The 19,034-nt window shown below is 71.4% G+C and carries 14 protein-coding genes; 11 read left to right on the top strand and 3 right to left on the bottom strand.

The window, feature by feature from the left end; translation table 11 throughout:
- Positions 1-6: 6 nt before the first annotated feature.
- The 3 genes from AC1RLW_RS04925 to AC1RLW_RS04915 are packed head-to-tail and all read right to left on the bottom strand — an operon-like array spanning position 7 to position 5,672.
- Positions 7-1,908 carry an esterase/lipase family protein gene (locus AC1RLW_RS04925; protein ID WP_493192372.1) on the bottom strand — a complete coding sequence of 634 codons (1,902 nt, stop codon included), beginning with the start codon at positions 1,906-1,908 and terminating at the stop codon, positions 7-9.
- Positions 1,905-2,918, bottom strand: a complete 1,014-nt coding sequence (locus AC1RLW_RS04920) for an Lnb N-terminal periplasmic domain-containing protein (protein ID WP_493192371.1) — start codon at positions 2,916-2,918, stop codon at positions 1,905-1,907. The genes AC1RLW_RS04925 and AC1RLW_RS04920 overlap by 4 nt, the downstream gene beginning before the upstream one ends.
- Positions 2,919-2,978: 60 nt before the next feature.
- Complete coding sequence (locus AC1RLW_RS04915; RefSeq protein WP_493192370.1) at positions 2,979-5,672, bottom strand: bifunctional acetate--CoA ligase family protein/GNAT family N-acetyltransferase; 2,694 nt, start codon at positions 5,670-5,672, stop codon at positions 2,979-2,981.
- A gap of 319 nt (positions 5,673-5,991) precedes the next feature.
- Between AC1RLW_RS04915 and AC1RLW_RS04910 the strand changes: the two genes are divergently transcribed.
- The 11 genes from AC1RLW_RS04910 (at position 5,992) to AC1RLW_RS04860 (ending at position 19,024) form a co-directional block, all read left to right on the top strand.
- Entirely contained in the window at positions 5,992-7,350 is a 1,359-nt protein-coding gene (locus AC1RLW_RS04910) for a homoserine dehydrogenase (protein ID WP_493192369.1), read from the top strand.
- A 277-nt stretch (positions 7,351-7,627) separates the two neighbouring features.
- Entirely contained in the window at positions 7,628-8,059 is a 432-nt protein-coding gene (gene gspG / locus AC1RLW_RS04905) for a type II secretion system major pseudopilin GspG (protein WP_307638249.1), read from the top strand.
- A 69-nt stretch (positions 8,060-8,128) separates the two neighbouring features.
- Positions 8,129-9,079, top strand: a complete 951-nt coding sequence (gspK, locus tag AC1RLW_RS04900; RefSeq protein ID WP_493192368.1) for a type II secretion system minor pseudopilin GspK — start codon at positions 8,129-8,131, stop codon at positions 9,077-9,079.
- Complete coding sequence (gspL, locus tag AC1RLW_RS04895; protein WP_493192367.1) at positions 9,076-10,272, top strand: type II secretion system protein GspL; 1,197 nt, start codon at positions 9,076-9,078, stop codon at positions 10,270-10,272. Before gspK ends, gspL begins: the two co-directional genes overlap by 4 nt.
- A complete protein-coding gene (locus AC1RLW_RS04890) occupies positions 10,269-10,874 on the top strand; it encodes a type II secretion system protein M (RefSeq protein ID WP_493192366.1) in 606 nt (201 codons plus the stop codon). Before gspL ends, AC1RLW_RS04890 begins: the two co-directional genes overlap by 4 nt.
- Positions 10,871-13,468, top strand: coding sequence for a type II secretion system secretin GspD (gene gspD, locus AC1RLW_RS04885; protein WP_493192365.1), 2,598 nt, complete (start codon positions 10,871-10,873; stop codon positions 13,466-13,468). Before AC1RLW_RS04890 ends, gspD begins: the two co-directional genes overlap by 4 nt.
- The gene (gene gspE / locus AC1RLW_RS04880; protein WP_493192364.1) at positions 13,465-14,907 is read left to right on the top strand and encodes a type II secretion system ATPase GspE; all 1,443 of its coding nucleotides are present in this window, start codon (positions 13,465-13,467) and stop codon (positions 14,905-14,907) included. Before gspD ends, gspE begins: the two co-directional genes overlap by 4 nt.
- Before the next feature lie 16 nt (positions 14,908-14,923).
- The gene (gene gspF, locus AC1RLW_RS04875; protein ID WP_493192363.1) at positions 14,924-16,129 is read left to right on the top strand and encodes a type II secretion system inner membrane protein GspF; all 1,206 of its coding nucleotides are present in this window, start codon (positions 14,924-14,926) and stop codon (positions 16,127-16,129) included.
- 164 nt (positions 16,130-16,293) lie between these two features.
- The gene (locus AC1RLW_RS04870) at positions 16,294-17,517 is read left to right on the top strand and encodes a substrate-binding domain-containing protein (RefSeq protein ID WP_493192362.1); all 1,224 of its coding nucleotides are present in this window, start codon (positions 16,294-16,296) and stop codon (positions 17,515-17,517) included.
- Positions 17,518-17,753: 236 nt separating this feature from the next.
- Positions 17,754-18,479 (top strand): hypothetical protein, encoded by a 726-nt coding sequence (locus AC1RLW_RS04865; RefSeq protein ID WP_493192361.1) that lies wholly within the window; start codon positions 17,754-17,756, stop codon positions 18,477-18,479.
- Positions 18,476-19,024, top strand: a complete 549-nt coding sequence (locus AC1RLW_RS04860; RefSeq protein WP_493192360.1) for an RNA polymerase sigma factor — start codon at positions 18,476-18,478, stop codon at positions 19,022-19,024. Before AC1RLW_RS04865 ends, AC1RLW_RS04860 begins: the two co-directional genes overlap by 4 nt.
- Positions 19,025-19,034: the final 10 nt, after the last annotated feature.

Raw genomic sequence — 19,034 nt, 5'->3', positions numbered from 1 at the left:
GTGCCCTCAGGGCACGCGCTGCAGCTGCTCGCGCAGGATGCGCCGGATCTCCAGGATCGCCAGCGGGTGCTCCTGCACGCTGTGCGCCGACGGAATCACCAGCTCCGACACCGCGCCGTCGAGGTGTGCGCTGGTGTAGGGCACGATGCCGTCGCTCGACTCGGCCAGCGGCAGGCCGGGCGTGTCGTTGCCGATGATCGAGTGGTAGCGCACCTTCGGACTCAGCGGCAACCCGGACGACAGGCGCACGAAGGCGTCGCGGTCGCTGAGGTTGTCGATGCTGTTGGGAATGCGCAGCGGACCCATGTCCTGCGAGCTGGGCGCCACGCGCATCAGCTCGCGCGAGATGTCGTTGAGCTGGCCCAGCATGGCCACCGGCAGCGTGATGAGGTTGGCCACCCAGCGCGAGATGCGCTTGTTGGCGAACGAGGTGCCGCGGTGCGGCGAGGCGATGAAGATGGCGTCGCTGACCTGGGGCAGCGGCTCGAAGCGCAGGTAGGGCCCTAGCCCTTCCTCGATGCGGCGGCGCTGGGCGGCCGGCATGGGGTAGCCCTCGCGCAGCGCGTCCCACAGCACGTCGCCCGACGACGACACCAGCAGGCGCGAGAGCACGCCGCCCATGCTGTGGCCGATGAGCGTGACGTTGCGCGAGGCCTCGGCGCGGCCCTGCGGATCGAAGTGCGCCAGCGTCTGCGTGATGGCTTCGCGGATGGCCAGGTTGTTCAGCGGCAGCGGCGCGTTGGTCGGGTAGTACACCTGCCAGATCTGGTAGCGGCGGCGCAGCGTCTCGTCGCCGAGCACTTCGTTCGCCACGTTGATCCAGGCCTCGGGGCTGCTGGCCAGGCCGTGCAGCATGACGATGGTGCGGCGCTTCGGGTCGTAGGGCTGCATCAGGTAGATGTGCGGCCGGGTCAGGCCCTCGGCGCCGCCGAACAGGCTGCGCAGCGCCTGCAGCGCGAAGTCGGAGCGGGCCAGCCACAGGCCGTAGCCCGAGGTGAAGTTGGCGGCCAGCGGAATCTCTTCGCCGGCCAGGTTGATCGTGCTGGTGCGGTAGGGGTCGAACACGGCGATGCGCAGCGTGCGCGTGGCCAGCACGTCTTGCAGGGTGGCGCCGTCGAACTGCAGCAGCGCGGTGAGGGCGGGGAAGGGCGTTTCGCTGAAGGGCGGGGCGTCTTCGTCGGCCTGGGCCGCGGTCGGACGGTCGTCGCCCGCGGCGACCAGCTCGGCGCCGAAGCCGTCGCGGCGATAGATGTTGCGCAGGCCCGAGAAGGTCAGCGAGGCGGCGGGAATCAGCTCTTTGGGCGGGGGCGCGTCGGGCGCGAGCTGCAGCGCCGACAGGTCGGCGTCGATGCGCCAGCCGCTCACCTGCGGAATGGCGGCCACCGACATGTCGCTCTTGCGGTAGCGGCTGAACAGGCCGGTGATGGCGCGCTGCACGGCGTAGTTGTAGTAGTCGCGCACCTGCGTCTGGCGGTCTTCGAAGGCGCGGTCGCGCGGCTTGCGCGCCGTGTGGAACAGGTAGGCGTAGGCGTGGCGCGCGGTTTCCAGCCAGGCCTCGATGGCCTCGGGCGCCATGGGCTGCGCGGCCGAGCCGCCGTCGCCGCCCGCCAGCGCGAGCTGCAGCCACACCTCGGACAGCGCCGACATGCGTTGCTCGTCGCTCAGGCCGGCCGAGGTGGCGAGGTTCTGGCGGCAGGCGCGGCCGTCCTTGCGGCACTGGTCGGCATCGGAGCCGATGACGCGCAGCACCTCCTGTGCCGAGCTGCTGAGCTGGCCGGTGGTGAGCACGTCGCCGCGCCGCTGCGCCAGGTAGTCGGCCGGCGAGATGGTGCCGACCGTGACGCCGGCGCAGCCGGTGAGCAGTGACACCGCCAGCAGCAGGGCGGGGAGGAAGCCGATGCGCCTCATGGCGCGACGCCCGGCAGACCGTTGCGGATGGCTTGCGAGAAGTTCACGCCGGGTTGCTTGTCCGTGGCGATGGCCCGGTCGGTGATGCGGCCGCCGGCGCGCAGCGCGTCCATGCTCAGGCCGGGCGTCAGGCCGCCCACGTCGTGCAGGTACTCGGGCAGGTAGCCCGAGGCCAGCAGGCGGTAGTCCATCGGCAGGCCGGGCACGACGTGCCTGGCGAGGCTGTAGACGATGGTCGTGCAGTTGGCGGTGAGCGTGTTGTAGAAGCTCGGCGCGCGCGCCAGCGCATTGGCCTCGCCGACGTAGCCGAGGAACAGCGAACGCATCTCGGCCTGCGGCAGGCGCACGCGGTACATGTAGACGTCTTCGCCGCGCACGTTGGTGCGCACGCGCAGGATGTCGTGCTCGTCGGCGGCCACGAGGCTGTTCTCGAACTGCTTGAAGAAGCCGCCCACGGACGAGAAGCTTTCGCCGCGCTCCTTGCGGATCTCGATGGAAAAGGTGACGTACTGGCCGTCGTCGAAACCGAAGGACACCAGCGTGTGGGCGATGGCCGGGCCGGTCCAGTACGACAGCGACACGTCGACCGAGCGCAGGCGGTCCAGGTCGTAGCGGCGCGTGTCCCAGCGCACGGTGTAGTCGGTGTCGCTGCGCCAGTCGAAGTTGCGCACGTTCTCCATCGTGACCACGCTGCCCTCGACGCGCGGCGTCAGGTAGCGCGCCACGTCGTCGGCCCATTCGCGATGCTGGGAGGGCGCGATGGTGCCCCACCACTCGAGCAGCACGACGAAGCCGATGGCGTAGGCCAGCAGCGAGCGGCCGGCCTTGCCGCACCACAGCAGCACGATCGCCGCCAGGCCGAAGAGGCCCCACAGCACCATCGCGCCGACCTTGAGCGGGAGCGTCGCGGGCAGCTGGTACCAGAGGGCCGCGCAGGCCCAGGCAGCCGACAGCAACACGGCGAAGCTCACCAGCAGACGACCGAGGGAACGCAAAAGGATTCGGAGCATGAAGAAGCGCGGAGGTGGAGGGCGGCCGATTCTCGTCGAGTTGCAGCCGCCGCCGTCGGGCTACAGCGGGTAGGTCACGAGCTTGAAGTCCGGGTCCTCGGGGAAGGACTTCACCGAGAAGCCCAGCCGCCGCACCAGCTTGAGCATGTCGGGGTTGCCGGCCAGCACCAGCCCGTCCATCTCGGAAAGGCCCCGGTCGCGCGCCACGTCGATGATGCTTTCCATGAGGCGCGAGCCGATGCCCTTGCCGCTGAACTCGTCGGCCACCACGAGCGAGAACTCGCAGCTGGTCTGGTCGGGATTGGTGATGTAGCGCGACACGCCCACGATGCGCTCGCTCTCGAGGATGCTGCCGTCGGGCGCGGTGCTGCGCTCCATCACGGTGGCGACCAGCGCCATCTCGCGGTCGTAGTCGATCAGGGTGAAGCGCGACAGCATCGACGGCGGCAGCTCGTGGAAGCGCGAGACAAAGCGGAACCAGCGGCTCTCTGGCGACAGGCCCTGCACCAGCGCCTGCAGCATCTGCGCATCGTTCGGGTGCACCGGCCGCACGACGTAGGCGCCGCCACCGGGCAGCGGCCATTCGCGACGGTAGCGCGCAGGGTACGGCATGATGGCCAGGTGCTGGTAGCCGTTGCCCACCGGGCCCGCCACGGCCTGCGTGCTGCTGTCGACCACGATGCGCGCATCGACCGACACCGCGCCGTGCTCGTCCACGATGATGGGGTTGATGTCCATCTCGCGCAGCTCGGGCAGCTCGCACACCATTTCGGACACGCGCAGCAGCACGTCCTCGATGGCCTCCATGTTCACCGGGTTGGCGCCGCGCCATTCGCCCAGCGTCTCGGCCACGCGCGAGCGCTCGATGAGGTGGCGCGCCAGGAACTGGTTCAGCGGCGGCAGCTCCATCGCGCGGTCGTTCATGAGCTCGATCATGGTGCCGCCCGCGCCGAAGACGATCACCGGGCCGAAGGGCTGGTCGGTGACCAGGCCCACGTAGATTTCGCGTCCGCGCCGCGCGCGCACCATCTTCTGCACGGTCACGCCGTTGATGCGGGCGTCGGGCGCCAGGCGCGCCACGCGCTCCATCATCTCCAGATAGGTGTCGCGCGCGCTGGTGCCGTTCATCACGTTCAGCGCCACGCCCTCGACGTCGGACTTGTGCGAGATGTCGGGCGAGTCGATCTTCAGCGCCACCGGAAAGCCCAGCTGCGTGGCGATCATCATGGCCTCGTTGGCGCTGCGCGCGAGCAGCGTGCGCGTGATCGGGATGTGGAAGCACGACAGCAGCGACTTCGACTCCATCTCGGTCAGCACCTTGCGCCGCTCGGCCAGCACGCTTTCGATGAGCAGGCGCGCGCCGTCGATGTCGGGCTTGGCCAGCGCCGACAGCGGCGGCGGCGTCTGCTGCAGCAGCTGCTGGTTCTGGTAGAAGGCCGCGATGTTGCCGAAGGCACCGACGGCCGCCTCGGGCGTGCGAAAGCTCGGGATGGTGGCCTCGGCCAGCACGGCCCGCGCGTTGCCCACCGACGCATCGCCCATCCAGCACGACAGGAGCGGCTTGGGCATGGGGCGCGGAATGTCGGCCAGCGCGCGCGCCGTGGCGGCCGCGTCGACGCCGGCCTTGGGCGAGAAGATGGCGAGCACGCCGTCGATCTGGCTGTCGGCCGAGGCGGTGTCGATGGCGGCGCGAAAGTGCGCGGGCGTGGCGTCCTCCGACAGGTCGATGAGGTCGGTGAGCGACGCCAGCGCCGGCAGCGAGGGCTGCAGCGACCGCTGCGCGGGGGCCGAGAGGCGGCCCAGGTCCAGCCCGATCTCGTTGATCCAGTCGGCCGCGAGCACGCCGGGACCGCCGCCGTTGGTGACCACGGCCAGGCGCTTGCCCACCGGCCGGTAGCGCGAGGCCAGGCACTTGGCGGCCGAGAACAGCTCGACGAAGGAGCGCACCCGCACCGCGCCCGCGCGGCGCAAGGCGGCGTCGAACACATCGTCGCTGCCCACGATGGCGGCGCTGTGCGTCTGCGCGGCCTCGTTGCCGGCCGGCTTGCGGCCCGCCTTGAGCACCACCACCGGCTTGGCGTGCGAGGCCGAACGCAGCGCGCTCATGAAGCGGCGCGCATCGGCAATGCCCTCGAGGTACACGATGATGCTGTGCGTGCTCGAATCGTTGGCCAGGAAGTCGAGCACCTGCGGAATGTCGACCGAGGTGTGCGGCCCGAGCGACACCACGCTCGAAAAACCCACGCCGTTCTGCCGTGCCCAGTCGAGCATCGACGCCGTGAGCGCGCCCGACTGCGATACCAGCGCCAGCGGCCCGGTGCGCGCGAGCGGGCCGGCCACGCTGGCGTTCAGGTGCAGCGGCGGGCGTTGGAAGCCCAGCGAATTCGGGCCCAGCAGGTGCACGCCTTCGCGGCGCGCGATCTTGCGCCACTGCACGGCCTGCTCGGCGGCGATGCCGGTGGAGATGACCACCGCGGCCTTGCAGCCGATGCGCCCCGCGATCTCGAGGGCGGCCGCCACGTCGTGCGGCGCCAGCGCGATCAGTGCGAGGTCGGCATGCGTCTGCGCCAGCTCTTCGAGCGTGCCCTGGGTGCGCACGTCCAGAAAGCGCAGCGTGCCGTCGAAGCGGTCGGCCCGGAAGGCTTCGCGCAGCGTGCGGCCCAGGGCGGTCTGGCCCCCCGGATCGCTGGGCTGGCCGACGAAGGCCACGATCGACGCCGGGGCGAACAGGGGGGTCAGGAAATGCTTGTCCATGCCCTAGTTTGCCCGGATCGGGGCGTGCCGCAAGCACCGCGTGTACACTCGCCGGCTCATGTCGTGCCTTTCACTTTCCCCCGTTGCAGCATCCAGCGCCGCCGTTGTCGGCCGCACGATGCCGTTCGCCGCCTGCGTGCGAACGAGCGACGCAGTGAATGCACGAATGATTACCACCATGACCGCCGCGGCCCCCTGAGCACGCGCAGGGTGGCCGCTCCGGCAGCCACCTGGTGTCTCTTCTCCCGAATGAACGAAACCCAGCTGGCAGCTGGGTTTTTTTGTTTTTGTCCTGTTCGTTCGTTGTTTGGAGAAGCCCATGTACCGCGATCCCGTCTCGTCCTTCCTGCCCCAGCCCAGCCATCCTGCGGCCATTCGCCCCCTGCGCGTCGGCATGATCGGCATCGGCACCGTGGGCGCGGGCACCTTCCGCGTGCTGGCGCGCAACCAGGACCTCATTGCCGCCCGCGCCGGGCGCGGCATCGAGGTGACGGTGGTGGCGGCGCGCAACCTCGCGCGCGCCCAGGGCATCGTGGGCGAGGGCGTGGCGCTCACGGCCGATCCGATGCAGGTCGCCACCGACCCCGATGTCGATGTGGTGGTCGAGGTGGCCGGCGGCACCGGCCCGGCGCGCGACTGGGTGCTGGCGGCCATCGCCCACGGCAAGCACGTGGTCACGGCCAACAAGGCGCTGCTGGCCGTGCACGGCCCCGAGATCTTCGCCGCCGCCAGCGCGCACGGCGTGGCCGTGATGTACGAGGGCGCGGTGGCGGTGAGCATCCCCATCGTGAAAGCGCTGCGCGAAGGCCTCACGGCCAACCGCATCGAATGGGTGGCGGGCATCGTCAACGGCACCACCAACTTCATCCTGAGCAAGATGCGCGACGAAGGCCTGGACTTCGCCGACGCGCTCGCGCAGGCCCAGGCGCTGGGCTATGCCGAGGCCGACCCGGCCTTCGACATCGAGGGCGTCGACGCCGCCCACAAGACCGCGCTGCTGGCCGCCAACGCCTTCGGCATGCCGGTGCGCTTCGCCGACGCGCAGGTCGAGGGCATCACGGCGCTGCAGCGCGTGGACGTGGCCTGCGCCGAACAGCTGGGCTTTCGCGTCAAGCTGCTGGGCGTGGCGCGCCGACGTGAAGAAGGCGTGGAGCTGCGCGTGCAGCCCGCGCTGGTACCGGCGACGCACCTGCTCGCGCAGGTGAACGGCTCGATGAACGGCATCATGGTCAAGGCCGATGCGGCGGGCATCACGATGTACTACGGCGCAGGCGCCGGCTCGGAGCAGACCGCTTCGGCCGTGATCGCCGACCTGGTCGACGTGGCGCGCCTGGACGGCACCCACGCCGGCCAGCGCGTGCCGCACACCGGCTTCCATGCGCATGCGGTGCGCGAACTGCCGGTGCTGCCGCGCGCGGCCGTGCGCAGCGCGCACTACCTGCGCGTGCCGGTGCAGGCGGCGACCGACATCGCGGCCGTGGCCGAGCTGCTGGCCGCGCAGCGGTTGCCGGTGCGGCAACTGGTGCTGGCGAACGGGCCGGCGGAGGCGGCGCCGCAGGTGCTGGTGATCACCGAGTCGGCGCTGCAAAGCGCGGTCGATCTCGCCTTGCACGCGTTGCAGACGAGCCCGTTCGTGGCCGGGCCGGTGATCGCACTGCGCGTCGAAACGCTGGACTAGGAAGGTGTGAACGAACCCGCCATGCCCGCTCATCCCGCGCAGGCACGCGCCCTCGGCGTTGCAAATGCTCGCCGTAGCGTCAGCTACGGCTGCGCTTTGCGCCTTGAGGGCACGCGCCTGCGCGGGCTGCTCGGACACGCCGGATTCATTCACACCTTCTGAAGGCCCGTCACCGAACTCCCGAGGATTTTCAATCGGACTGACATGCGCCGCTGCGAGGATGGCCCGCAGTGCTCGTCGTTGTCCTTGTGAAGTCTTTTCCCGGGAGTTGTGGAACATGGCCGCCCGTTCAATCCGTCGCCGTGCCGAGCGGGCTTTCACCCTCATCGAGCTGATGGTGGTGCTGGTCATCATCGGCGTGCTCGCCGCGCTCATCGTGCCGAGCCTGATGGACCGCCCCGACCAGGCCCGCGCCACCGCGGCCCGGCAGGACGTGGCCGCGATCATGCAGGGACTGAAGCTCTACCGCCTGGACAACGGCGCCTACCCCAGCGCTACGCAGGGCCTGCGTTCGCTCGTCGAGAAGCCGGCCACGGGCAAGGTGCCGACCAACTGGCGCACCTACCTCGAACGCCTGCCCCAGGACCCGTGGGGCAACGCCTACCAGTACCTGAACCCCGGCACGCACGGCGAGGTCGACGTGTTCTCGCTGGGCGCCGACGGCGAGCCCGACGGAGAAAAAGCCAACGCGGACATCGGCTCCTGGTAGCGCGGGAATGGCACCGTGGGCGCGATGGCAGGGATCGGAACAGGCCGCCGGCAACGGCGCATGCGCGGCATGGCGGTGATCAGCGCCTTGCTGATCGTCGCGGTGATCGCCGCGCTGGCAGCGGCCTTGCTCGGGCGGCAGTCGGCCTTCATCCGCACCACGCAGGGCGAGCAGTCGCGCGTGCAGGCGCGCTGGCTGCTGCGCGGGGAGCTGGGCGCGGCGCAGCGGCTGCTGCGCGCCGAGGCCGTGCGCGAGCCGACCACACGCCTGGACGGCTTGTGGACCCGGCCGTTCGCCGGGCCCGTGGCGGGGCAGGTGGCCGCCGAGGGCGCGCGGCTGCTGAGCGAGATCAGCGACGAGCAGAGCAAGTTCAACCTGCGCAACCTCGTCGACCGGGGCCGCATCGACCCGGCCGAAGCGGCCGTGTTCCAAAGGCTTTGCACGATGACGGGCGTCTCGCAGGCCCAGGCGCAGGCGCTCATGCGGCGCGTGGTCGGCAGCATCGCCGACCCCGAGGGCGAAGCCGCGCAGACGATGCCCGATGCGGCGGCCGACACCATGGCCGCGACGCTGGGCCTGCCGCCCGAGTTGCCGCGCGCCCCGCAGGCCCCGCGCCCGCGCGTGCTGGAAGACCTGCTGGCCGTGCCCGGCGTCGATGCCGGCGTGATCGCGCGGCTCGCGCCTTTCGTCACGCTGCTGCCGGCGCGCACCTGGATCAACGCGAACACGGCCAGCGCCGAACTGCTCGCGGCCGGCGTGCCTGGGCTGGCGCTGGACAAGGCGCGCGCACTGCTCGCCGCGCGCGACCGCGGCCAGTGGTTCATCAACCGTGGCGACTTTGCGAACCGGCTCCAGATGCCCGCGCTCGACGAGCGGGACGTGCGCATCGGCATCGACAGCAACTGGTTCCGCGTCGCCAGCGTGCTCGACACGCCGCGCACGAAGTTCGTGCAGGTCGCGCTGCTGCAGGACGACAAGACCAGCGTGCCGCGCGTGGTCTGGCTGCGGGAGGGCGTGTGAGCGCGCTGAAGGTCGATCGCCTGCGCCTGCAGCTGCCGCCCTGGCCGGGCGAGGGCGAAGCCGATCCCGTGGACGCCGAGGTGCACTGCGGCTGGCGCGCCGCCGATGGCCGGTGGCACGACGGCGGCGCGCTCGCGCTGGGGGCCGTGGCCGGCTGCTTCGAGGCGCGCCATCTCGAGGTCGCGCTGGCGCCGGGCGAGGTGGCGCTGGCGAGCTTCGCGCTGCCGCCGTTGACGGGGCGGCACCTGCATGCGGCGGTGCTCGGGGCCATCGAGCCCTGTGCGCTGCAGCCGATCGACGCGCTGGCGGTGGGCGTCGGTCCGCGCGGGGCCGACGGCACGGTGCCGGCCGCCTGGATTGCGCGCGACGCGATGGTGCGCTGGCTGGCGCTGCTGCGGCGGCACGGCGTCGCACCGCGCGCGCTGTGCCTGCCGACCGCCTTCCTGCCGACGCCCACCGAGGGCTGGACAGGCCTGGAGCTGGACCGCTGGCTCGTGGTGCGCACCGGCGCCGGCACGGGTTTCATGCAGGCGCTGGCGCACGGCGCGGACCGCGACGCCGCGCTGGCGGCGCATGTGACGACCGGCGAGGCGGCGTCGCCCGCCGTGCACTGGACGGCGCAGGAGGAGGGCGACCCGGCGCGCTGGTCGGGCGAGGGCTGGCGCTGGGCGCTGTCCGCGAGCGACCCCGCGCAGGCGCACGCGGGCGTAGCGGCGCTGCTGCGGCCGGCGGCCTTGTGGGGCTGCATGGCCGCGCTGGTGTGGACGGCCGGCCTCCAGGTGCATGCCCACCGGCTCGCGACGCAGGGCCAGGCCCTGAAGCGCGAGATGGCCGCGCGGGTCAACGCCGCGTTTCCCGAGCTGCCCGTGGTCGTCAACCCGGTGCAGCAGGCGCGCCAGCAGAAGGAGGCGCGGGCGGGCCAGGCGCCGCAAGCCGCGGTCGGCGGCGACTACGCGGGGCTGTCGCGCGCGGCGGTGGGCTTGCTCGCGCAGCTGCCGGCCGGGCAGGTACAGGCGCTGCACTACACGGCGGGCGAGCTGCGCATCCGCTGGCGCGAGGGCGCGGCGCCGAACACCGAGGCGCTGCGCGTGCTGCAGGCGCAGGCGCGCGAGCGAAGCCTGTCCGCCGACCCGGAGGCCGGCGCACTGCGCATCACGCCGGCCACGGCCCGCGCAGAGAAGGACATCCCGTGAACCTGTCCCGGAAGGGCGGCGTCCTCCTCGACCCCGCGCGGCGGATGGCACGCGAAGCGATCGGGCGCTGGCGCGCGCTCCCCGCACGCGACCGCCTCGGTGCGGGCCTTGCGCTGCTGTTGGTGGTGCTGGCGATCCTGTGGCTGGGCCTGGCCCGTCCCGCGCTCGACACCGCCGCGCGCTGGCAGCGCGACCTGCCGAAGCTGCGGGCCCAGTCCGCCGAACTCGACACGCTGCTGGCCGATGTGCCCGGCGCGCACGCCATGCCCGATGCGGCACAGGGCGGCATCGACGCCGCCCTCGACCGCGCCGGCCTGCGCGGGCGCTACCGCCTGCACGACGCCGTGGCCGACGGGCCAGCGGCGGCTGGGAGCCCGGCGCAACCCGCGCGCGGATGGCGCGTCGAATTCCCGGAGCCCGTGCCAGCCGCGCAGGTGTTCGCCTGGCTCGTGGCGGTTTCGGCGCGCCGCGACCTCGAGGTCACGCGGGCGCAGCTGGCGCGCATCGACAGTTCCGACGACGACAGCGAGGGCACGCCGCAGGGCCGCGTGCGCGGCGCGGTGGCGCTGCAGTCCACACAACTCACCAAGGATGGCCAGTGACACGAGATCGAAACGGCGCGGCCCTGCGCCGATGGACGGCGGTATGCTGCCTGGGTGTGTTCGCGATCGCCGCCAGCGCCGCGACCCCATCGCCACCTGCCAAGACCGCGCCGCGTGCTGGTGCCGAAGAGCGCGTGGTGCTGAACTTCGTCGATGCCGACATCACCTCGGTGGTCTCGGCGCTGGCGCGTTTCCTGGGGCGCAACTTCCTGTTCGATCCGCGCGTGAAGGGCCAGATCACGCTGGTCTCCGAAGGTGAGGTGCCGGCCGCCACCGCCTACGGCATGCTGGCCTCGGCGCTGCGCATGCGCGGCTTCGCGATCGTCGACGTGGGCGAGGTGAGCCGCGTCGTGCCCGTGGCCGACGCGAAGCAGCAGGGCGGATCGGTCAACGCGCGCAGCCCCGGCGGCGGGCTCGCGACGCGCACCTTCCGGCTCAACTACGAGAACGCCGAGGCGATGGTGCCCGTGCTCAAGCCGCTGGTCGCGGCCGAGAACAGCATCGCGGCCTATGCCGCCAACAACACGCTGGTCGTCACCGACTACATCGACAACCTCGAGCGGCTGGCGCGCATCATCGAGAGCATCGACACGCCGACCGCGCTCGACGCCCAGCTGGTCAAGCTGCGCCACGGCATTGCCACAGACATCGCCGCGCTGGCCACCGAGCTGCTCGAAGGCAGCGGCGAAAAAGGTCGGCGCGACATCGTGGTGCTGGCCGATCCGCGCTCCAACAGCATCGTGATCCGCTCCAGCAGCCCGGGCCGCACGGCGCTGGCACGCGAACTCATCGGCAAGCTCGAGAGCGCGCAGGGCGACCCGGGCAACCTGCATGTGGTCTACCTGCGCAATGCGCAGGCGGTGCACCTGGCGAACGTGCTGCGCGGGCTCCTCACGGGCGAATCGGGCGAGCAGACCGCCACGGGCGGTGGCGGCAGCTCGGTGCGTGCCGCGCTGGGCGCGGGCGGCATGCTCGGCGGGGCGGGGGCGGCGAATGGCGGCGCGGCGAACGGCACGTCGGCCACTGGCACTCAGCCCACGTCCGGCGGCGCCACGGGAAGCACCGCGGGAAAATTCGGTGGCCTGCGCGGCACGGCCGGCGGTGCCAACGGCCCCGCGCAGGGTGCGGCAGGCGGTACCGGCAGTGCGTCCACCGCGTTCTCCAGCGGCGGTGTCACGGTGCAGGCCGACGCCACCACCAACACGCTGATCATCGCGGCGCCCGACCCGATGTACCGCAGCCTGCGCAGTGTGATCGACCTGCTCGACCAGCGGCGCGCGCAGGTGCTGGTCGAAAGCCTGATCGTCGAGGTCACCGAGCGCGACGCGGCCGAGCTGGGCATCCAGTGGATGGCAGGCGGCAATAACGGCCGCGTGCGCGGCGGCACCAACTTCGGCGGCGCGGGCCTCAATGCCAACGCGCGCACCACCATCGATGCGATGCCGCGCGGGCTGAACATCGGCGTGGTCGACGGCACCATCAACCTGCCGGGCGTAGGCGAGGTGCTCAACCTGAAGGTGCTGGCGCGCGCGCTGCAGGCCAAGGACGGCGCCAACATCCTCTCGACGCCGAACATCCTCACGCTGGACAACGAGCCGGCCTCGATCATGGTCGGCAAGACCGTGCCCTTCGTGAGCGGCCAGTACATCACCAACGGCAACAGCAGCACCAACCCGTTCCAGACCATCCAGCGCGAGGACATCGGCCTGAAGCTCAACATCCGGCCGCAGATTTCCGAGGGCGGCACGGTCAAGCTCGACATCTACCAGGAGGTGTCCAGCATCGACGAGCAGACCTCGGGCGCGGCCGGCATCGTCACCAACAAGCGCGCGCTCGATACGAGCATCCTCGTGGACGACGGCCAGATCATGGTGCTGGGCGGGCTGATGGAAGACAGCGTCGCCAACGGCACCGAAGCCGTGCCCGGCCTGGGCTCGCTGCCGCTGCTGGGCAACCTGTTTCGCTACGACAAGCGCCAGCGCGTCAAGACCAACCTCATGGTGTTCCTGCGGCCCTACGTGATCCGCGACGCCAACGCCAGCCGCGGCCTCACGCTCGACCGCTACAACTTCATGCGCCTGCAGCAAGGCCGCGCGCGCCCGATGGCGCACGGCCTGCTGCCCGACAGCGGCGCGCCCGTGCTGCCACCCGCCGACCTGCCCAGCCTGCGGCAAGCGCCCGAGGTCGACCTGCGCCCCCAGAGCTGGGAGCACACACGCGACCAGCCGCCGCCGCCCACCGCCACAGCCAGTGCGGTGCGCCAGGCACCCGCCGCTGCGCCTTCGCCACCCCCGACGCAGCGCTCGCGGCTGCCGACAGGCGTGACGGTCGAGTCCGACCCCGCTGCGCTGTACGGCGGCGTCAACGACAAGGTCACCGTGGTGCAGTTCGCCGACACGAAGACCGAGCAGGAGGCGCTGCGCATCGTGCAGCGCGTGCGCGTGAGTGGCATCGGCGCCTACATCGTCGGCGGTCCGGGCGGGGAGGGCGCGATGGTGCGCGTGGACGTGCCGCGCGAGCCGCAGGCCGTTGACAACGCGGTCGCCGTGCTGCGCGAGCTGGGCTACCGGCCCGAACGGGTGGTGACGCCATGAACACGGCCCGCACCGAAGCCGCCTTGCCCCAGGCCTGGGCCCGCAGCCAGCGCGTCGCGGTGCAGCGCGACGGCGAGGCGGCCTTCCTGGCGGTCAGCCCGCGCACGCCCGGCTGGGCCGTGGTCGAGGCGCGCCGGCTGCTGGGCGCGCTGCCGCTGCGGCAGGTGGGCGACGACGACATGGAACGCCTGCTCGCCGAGCGCCAGGCCGAATCCGGCGACGCCGCCTCGGTGGTCGGCGCGGTGGAGCAGCAGGTCGACCTGGCGCGGCTGATGCAGGACATCCCGGCCGTCACCGACCTGCTCGACGCGCAGGACGACGCGCCCGTCATCCGCATGATCAACGCGCTGCTCACGCAGGCCGCGCGCGACGGCGCGAGCGACGTGCACCTCGAATCCTTCGAGACCCATTCGGTGGTGCGCTTTCGCGTCGACGGCACGCTGCGCGACGTGGTGACGCCGCGCCGGGCGCTGCATGCGGCGCTGATCTCGCGCATCAAGATCATGTCGCAGCTCGACATCGCCGAAAAACGCCTGCCGCAGGACGGGCGCATCACGCTGCGCGTGGGCGGTCGGCCGATCGACGTGCGCGTGTCGACCGTGCCCACGGCGCACGGCGAGCGCGCCGTGCTGCGGTTGCTCGAGAAAGACGCCGGCCGGCTGCGGCTCGAACGGCTGGGCATGGCGCCCGACACGCTGGCCGAGCTCACGCGGCTGGTGCGCCAGCCGCACGGCATCGTGCTGGTCACCGGCCCCACGGGCAGCGGCAAGACCACCACGCTGTACGCCGCGCTGGGCCAGCTCGACCTGGGCACCAGCAACATCCTCACGGTGGAAGACCCGGTGGAGTACGACCTGCCCGGCATCGGCCAGATTCCGGTGCACGCCAAGATCGGCATGACCTTCGGCGCGGCCCTGCGCGCCGCGCTGCGGCAGGACCCCGACAACCTCATGATCGGCGAGATCCGCGACCTCGAAACCGCGCAGATCGCCGTGCAGTCCTCGCTCACGGGCCACGGCGTTCTGGCCTCGCTGCACACCAACGACGCGGTGTCGGCCGTCACGCGCATGAGCGACATGGGCATCGAGCCCTTCCTTCTGTCGTCTTCGTTGCTGGGCGTGCTGGCGCAGCGGCTGGTGCGCTGCCTGTGCCCGGCCTGCAAGGCACCGCGCGTGCAGGACGACGGCCGCACGGTCTACGTGCCCGTGGGCTGCGCGGCCTGCGGCCACTCGGGCTTCAAGGGGCGCACGGGCATCCACGAACTCTTCGTGGTGCACGACGACATCCGGCGCCTGATCCACGAAGGCGGCGACGAACAGGCCATGCGCGCCGCCGCCGTGCGCCACGGCATGCGCTCGATGCGCGAGGACGGCCAGCGCTGGGTGCGCGAGGGCGTGACCACCGCCGAGGAAATCCTGCGCGTCACGCGCGACGCCTGATCACCCCCGATCCGCCATGGCACGGTTCCAGTACGAAGCGGCGAACTCGGCCGGCGAGGTGCAGCAGGGCAGCGCCGAGGGCGAGTCCGCGCGCTCCGTGCGCGCCCAGCTGCGTGAACGCGGCCTGACGCCGCTCGGCATCCGCGAACAGGCGGCCAGCGGCGGCGCGCTGGCCTGGCTGCAACCGAAGCTTGGCGCCGCCGACCTGTGCTGGGCCACGCGCGAACTCGCGAGCCTGCTGGGCGCGCGCCTCACGCTCGAAGCCGCGCTGGTCGCGACCATCGAACAGGCCGAGCGACGCCACGTGGCCGAGGCGCTCGGCGCGGTCTGCGACGGCGTGCGCGCCGGCCTTCGGCTGGCCGACGCGCTCGGCGAACGGCCGCGCGACTTTCCACCGATCTACCGCGCACTCGTCAGCGCCGGCGAAGACTCGGGCGACCTCGCGCGCGTGATGGAGCGGCTGGCCGACTACCTCGAGAACCGCGACACCCTGCGCGGCAAGGTGCTCACCGCCTTCATCTATCCGGCCATCGTCGGCTTCGTGTCGCTGTGCATCGTGGTCTTCCTGCTGGGCTACGTCGTGCCGCAGGTCATCGGCGCGTTCGCGCAGGCGCGCCAGGAGCTGCCGGCCATCACCCGCGTCATGCTGGCCGCGAGTGCGTTCGTGCGCGAATGGGGCTGGCTCACGGCGGGCGTGTGCGCGGGCGCCGGGTTGCTCGCCCGCGCCGCGCTGCGCGATGCGGGGCGGCGCCTGCGCTGGCATGCGCTCGTGCTGCGCCTGCCGCTGGTGGGGCGCTATGCGCTCGGTGTGGACACGGCGCGCTTCGCGTCCACGCTGGCGATCCTCATGGACGCGGGCGTGCCGTTGCTGCGCGGGCTCGAGGCCGCGCGCCAGACCCTGGGCAACGACTGGCTGCGCCGCTGCGTGCTCGAGGCCACGGGCCGCGTGAAGGAGGGCGCGCCCCTCGCGGCGGCGCTGAAGGCACAGAAGATTTTTCCGTCGAACCTCGTGCACCTGGTGGCCAGCGGCGAGAAGACGGGAGCGTTGGCGGCCATGTTCGAGCGCGCGGCGCAGAACCTCTCCCGAGATCTGGAGCGCCGCGCGATGCGCCTGACCACGCTGCTGGAGCCGCTGATGATCCTGGCCATGGGGGGCGTGGTCATGGCCATCGTGCTCGCGGTGCTCATGCCGATCATGGAAATCAACCAGATGGTGCGCTGAATGTTCGGGAGCTTGGCGCACGCCGGCGCCCCGTTTCGCACGCATTCACGGGTGCGTGTTCCCGAGCTTTTTTCGGGTGGCTGTCACCTCGCGAACGCACCATCGATCCTGTCGCTGCACAGGCGACACGAGTCAAATTTTCTGGTCCCTTCAAAGGAGTTTCCATGCGTGCAAAGTTCAAGTCGGTCGCCCTGTCGGCCGTGATGATGGCGGCCCTCGTGGCCGCCGGCGCCGCTTCCGCCCAGATCGCCGTCGGCGGTGGTGCGACCCTGCCCGAAGTGCTCTATGACGACATCCTGCCCAGCGGCGTCGGCTTCACCGACTTCAGCTACACCGGCACCGGCAGCGGCGCCGGCAAGACGGGCTTCGTCAGCAACAGCGCGACCGCCTTCCGCAACGAGTCCGTGAGTGGCACACCGGCCTGGGCCGCCGGTCAGTCGGTGCACTTCGCAGGCAGCGATTCCGCGCTGACCCAGGCGGAGTTCAACACCTATACCGCCAACGCCGCCGGTGCCACCGGCTGGGGCCCGATGATCCAGGTGCCCGCCGTGGCCACCTCGGTGCTCATCCCCTACAAGCGCGCCGGCATCGCCGACCTGAACCTGACCGACGCCAAGATGTGCGCCGTCTTCAGCAACAAGACCGGCGGCCAGACCTGGGGCCAGGTGCGCGGCACGGCCGACACGACGACCGTGAAGGTGGTCTACCGCACCGACAACAGCGGCACCACCGAGCTGCTGAGCCGCTACCTCGTGGCCGCCTGCCCGGGCGCCGGCTTCACGGTGTCGAACAACTTCGCCACGGTGGTGGGCGGTGCGCTCTCGCCGGCCAACGTGATCCCCTCGCACTGGGTCGGCGTTGCCGGCAGCAGCGGCGTGTCGGGCGCTTTCGGTACCGACGGTCGCGTGGGCTACCTCAGCCCCGAGCCGAACTACACGGGCGCGAGCAACGCGGTCGTCGCGAAGATCAACAACGTGCTGCCGGTCGCCAGCTCGATCCGCAACGCGCTCGCCAAGCAGGTGCTCCCGAACGGCCCGGCGGCCAACCCGCTGAGCTGGGTGCCCGCCTACGTGATGCCGGCCGCCGGCACCGAGTACCCGATCTTCGGCACCACCAACCTGCTGTTGAACCAGTGCTACAAGGACGTCGCGATCCAGACCAAGGTCAAGAACCTGCTGACGGGCCTGACCGGCACGACCTACGACGCCAAGATCGAAACCGGCCCCAGCTCGCACAACTTCGTGGTGCTCCCGAACGGCACGTCGCCGGGCACGCCGCCGGCCGCCAACAACAACTGGAAGGCCGTCATCGCCGCCAACTTCCTGAACGCTTCCAGCTCGCTGAGCATCGGCTACGCCAGCGTCTGCAACGGCAAGGGCCGTCCGTAAGTTGCTGATCGGTCAAGTCTGAGCGGGCCTTGCCCGTTCGCCGACCGGAGGCCCCGTGGAGAGGCTGCGCTTCGGCGCGGCCGATCCCCGGGGCCTCTTCGCCGTGCGTGCCGAGGAAGAAGACCGAATGGATGTCATGCGTGCGTCACCGTCGATCACTACCGTGACCACGGCCTTCCGCAGTCCCGAGGGCGCGGAAGAACGAAGTCACCCAGGAGCCTGTGCGTCCCACCGGTATGAGAGCGAACGCGGCATCGGTCCGTGCCCTGGCACTGATCGGGTGCCTGGCCTGGGGCGTGGGCGTGCAGGCGCAGCAGCCAACCGAGCCGGCCGCCAAGGCGGCATCGGCGGCGCGCCGGGCGTTCGACATCGCACCGCAGCGGCTGGGCGATGCGCTCGATGTCTACAGCCGGATGACCGGCCTGGACATCCTGATCGACGGCGAGCACGCGCAGCGGCTGTCGAGTGCGGTGCGCGGCTCGTTGAGCGCGGCCGAGGCACTCGAAGCGATGCTGGCCGGCACGGGCATGGAGGCGCGCCATGCGAACGCGGGCTCGGTGGTGATCCGCGAGGCCGCCGCAGGGCCGAAGGAGGCGGGCCTGTCGCCGGAAGCGGCGGGCCTGGAGGGGTCGGGTTTCAACGAAGGGGATGTCTTGCATCAAGCCTATGCCGCACAGGTCCAGCACGCCTTGCGTGGTGTCCTGTGCGATACCACGCAGACGCGGCCGGGCAGCTACCGCCTCGCGCTGCAGCTGCACCTGGACGCGCGCGGCGCGGTGGACCGCTTTCGCCTGCTGAGCACCACCGGAGAACCCGACCGCGATGCCGCGGTGCGGTTCAAGGTGCAGCGGCTGTCGGTCGGCGCGCCGCCGCCGCCGTCATTGCCGCAACCGCTCGTGGTGCTGCTGTTGCCGGAAGGGCCGGGCGCGCGCACCGACTGCACGCCGCCGGTGGCGCCATGAGCGAGAGCCTGGCCTCCACGCTGCGCGCGCGCATGGTCGCGCGCTATGTCGAGCTGCGCGGCAAGCTCGAACGCATCGTCGGTTCGCGCGACGACGCGGCCGACGCCATGCAGGAAACCTGGCTGCGGCTCGCGGCCATGGGCGACGCGGGCACGGTGCACAACGCCGACGCCTACCTGCTGCGCATGGCCGCCAACATCGCGACCGATGGCTACCGCCGGGACAGCGTGCTGCTGGTGCGCGGCGAGATCGATGCGCTGGTGCACCTGGTGGACGAAGCGGGCGACCCCGAGCGCATCGCCAGCGCGCGCAGCGACGTGCAGGCGCTGAGCGATGTGCTGGCGCGCATGCCGGCGCGGCGCCGCGAGATCCTCGTGGCCGCGCGGGTCGAGGGGCTGCTCAACAGCGAGATCGCGCTGCGCTTCGAGGTGTCGCTGAGCACCGTCGAGAAAGAACTGCGCGCGGCACTGGATTACTGCAAGAAGCATTTGCCGGACGTGGACGCGGTGCAGCGCGGCCATTTTTCCGGGCCGAGACACAACTGATGATGAGCGC

Source organism: Variovorax sp. GW822-FHT04A09 (genome assembly GCF_058801005.1).
Note: the sequence above shows the minus strand (reverse complement) of the source record. Positions and strands in the feature narration are given on the sequence as shown.

Coding starts and splice junctions, on each gene's coding strand:
- AC1RLW_RS04925 (WP_493192372.1), bottom strand. CDS start 1,908: ATGAGGCGCATCGGCTTCCTCCCCGCCCTGCTGCTGGCGGTGTCACTG.
- gspE (WP_493192364.1), top strand. CDS start 13,465: ATGAACACGGCCCGCACCGAAGCCGCCTTGCCCCAGGCCTGGGCCCGC.
- AC1RLW_RS04910 (WP_493192369.1), top strand. CDS start 5,992: ATGTACCGCGATCCCGTCTCGTCCTTCCTGCCCCAGCCCAGCCATCCT.
- gspF (WP_493192363.1), top strand. CDS start 14,924: ATGGCACGGTTCCAGTACGAAGCGGCGAACTCGGCCGGCGAGGTGCAG.
- AC1RLW_RS04860 (WP_493192360.1), top strand. CDS start 18,476: ATGAGCGAGAGCCTGGCCTCCACGCTGCGCGCGCGCATGGTCGCGCGC.
- gspG (WP_307638249.1), top strand. CDS start 7,628: ATGGCCGCCCGTTCAATCCGTCGCCGTGCCGAGCGGGCTTTCACCCTC.
- AC1RLW_RS04915 (WP_493192370.1), bottom strand. CDS start 5,672: ATGGACAAGCATTTCCTGACCCCCCTGTTCGCCCCGGCGTCGATCGTG.
- AC1RLW_RS04870 (WP_493192362.1), top strand. CDS start 16,294: ATGCGTGCAAAGTTCAAGTCGGTCGCCCTGTCGGCCGTGATGATGGCG.
- gspK (WP_493192368.1), top strand. CDS start 8,129: ATGGCGGTGATCAGCGCCTTGCTGATCGTCGCGGTGATCGCCGCGCTG.
- AC1RLW_RS04865 (WP_493192361.1), top strand. CDS start 17,754: ATGAGAGCGAACGCGGCATCGGTCCGTGCCCTGGCACTGATCGGGTGC.
- AC1RLW_RS04920 (WP_493192371.1), bottom strand. CDS start 2,918: ATGCTCCGAATCCTTTTGCGTTCCCTCGGTCGTCTGCTGGTGAGCTTC.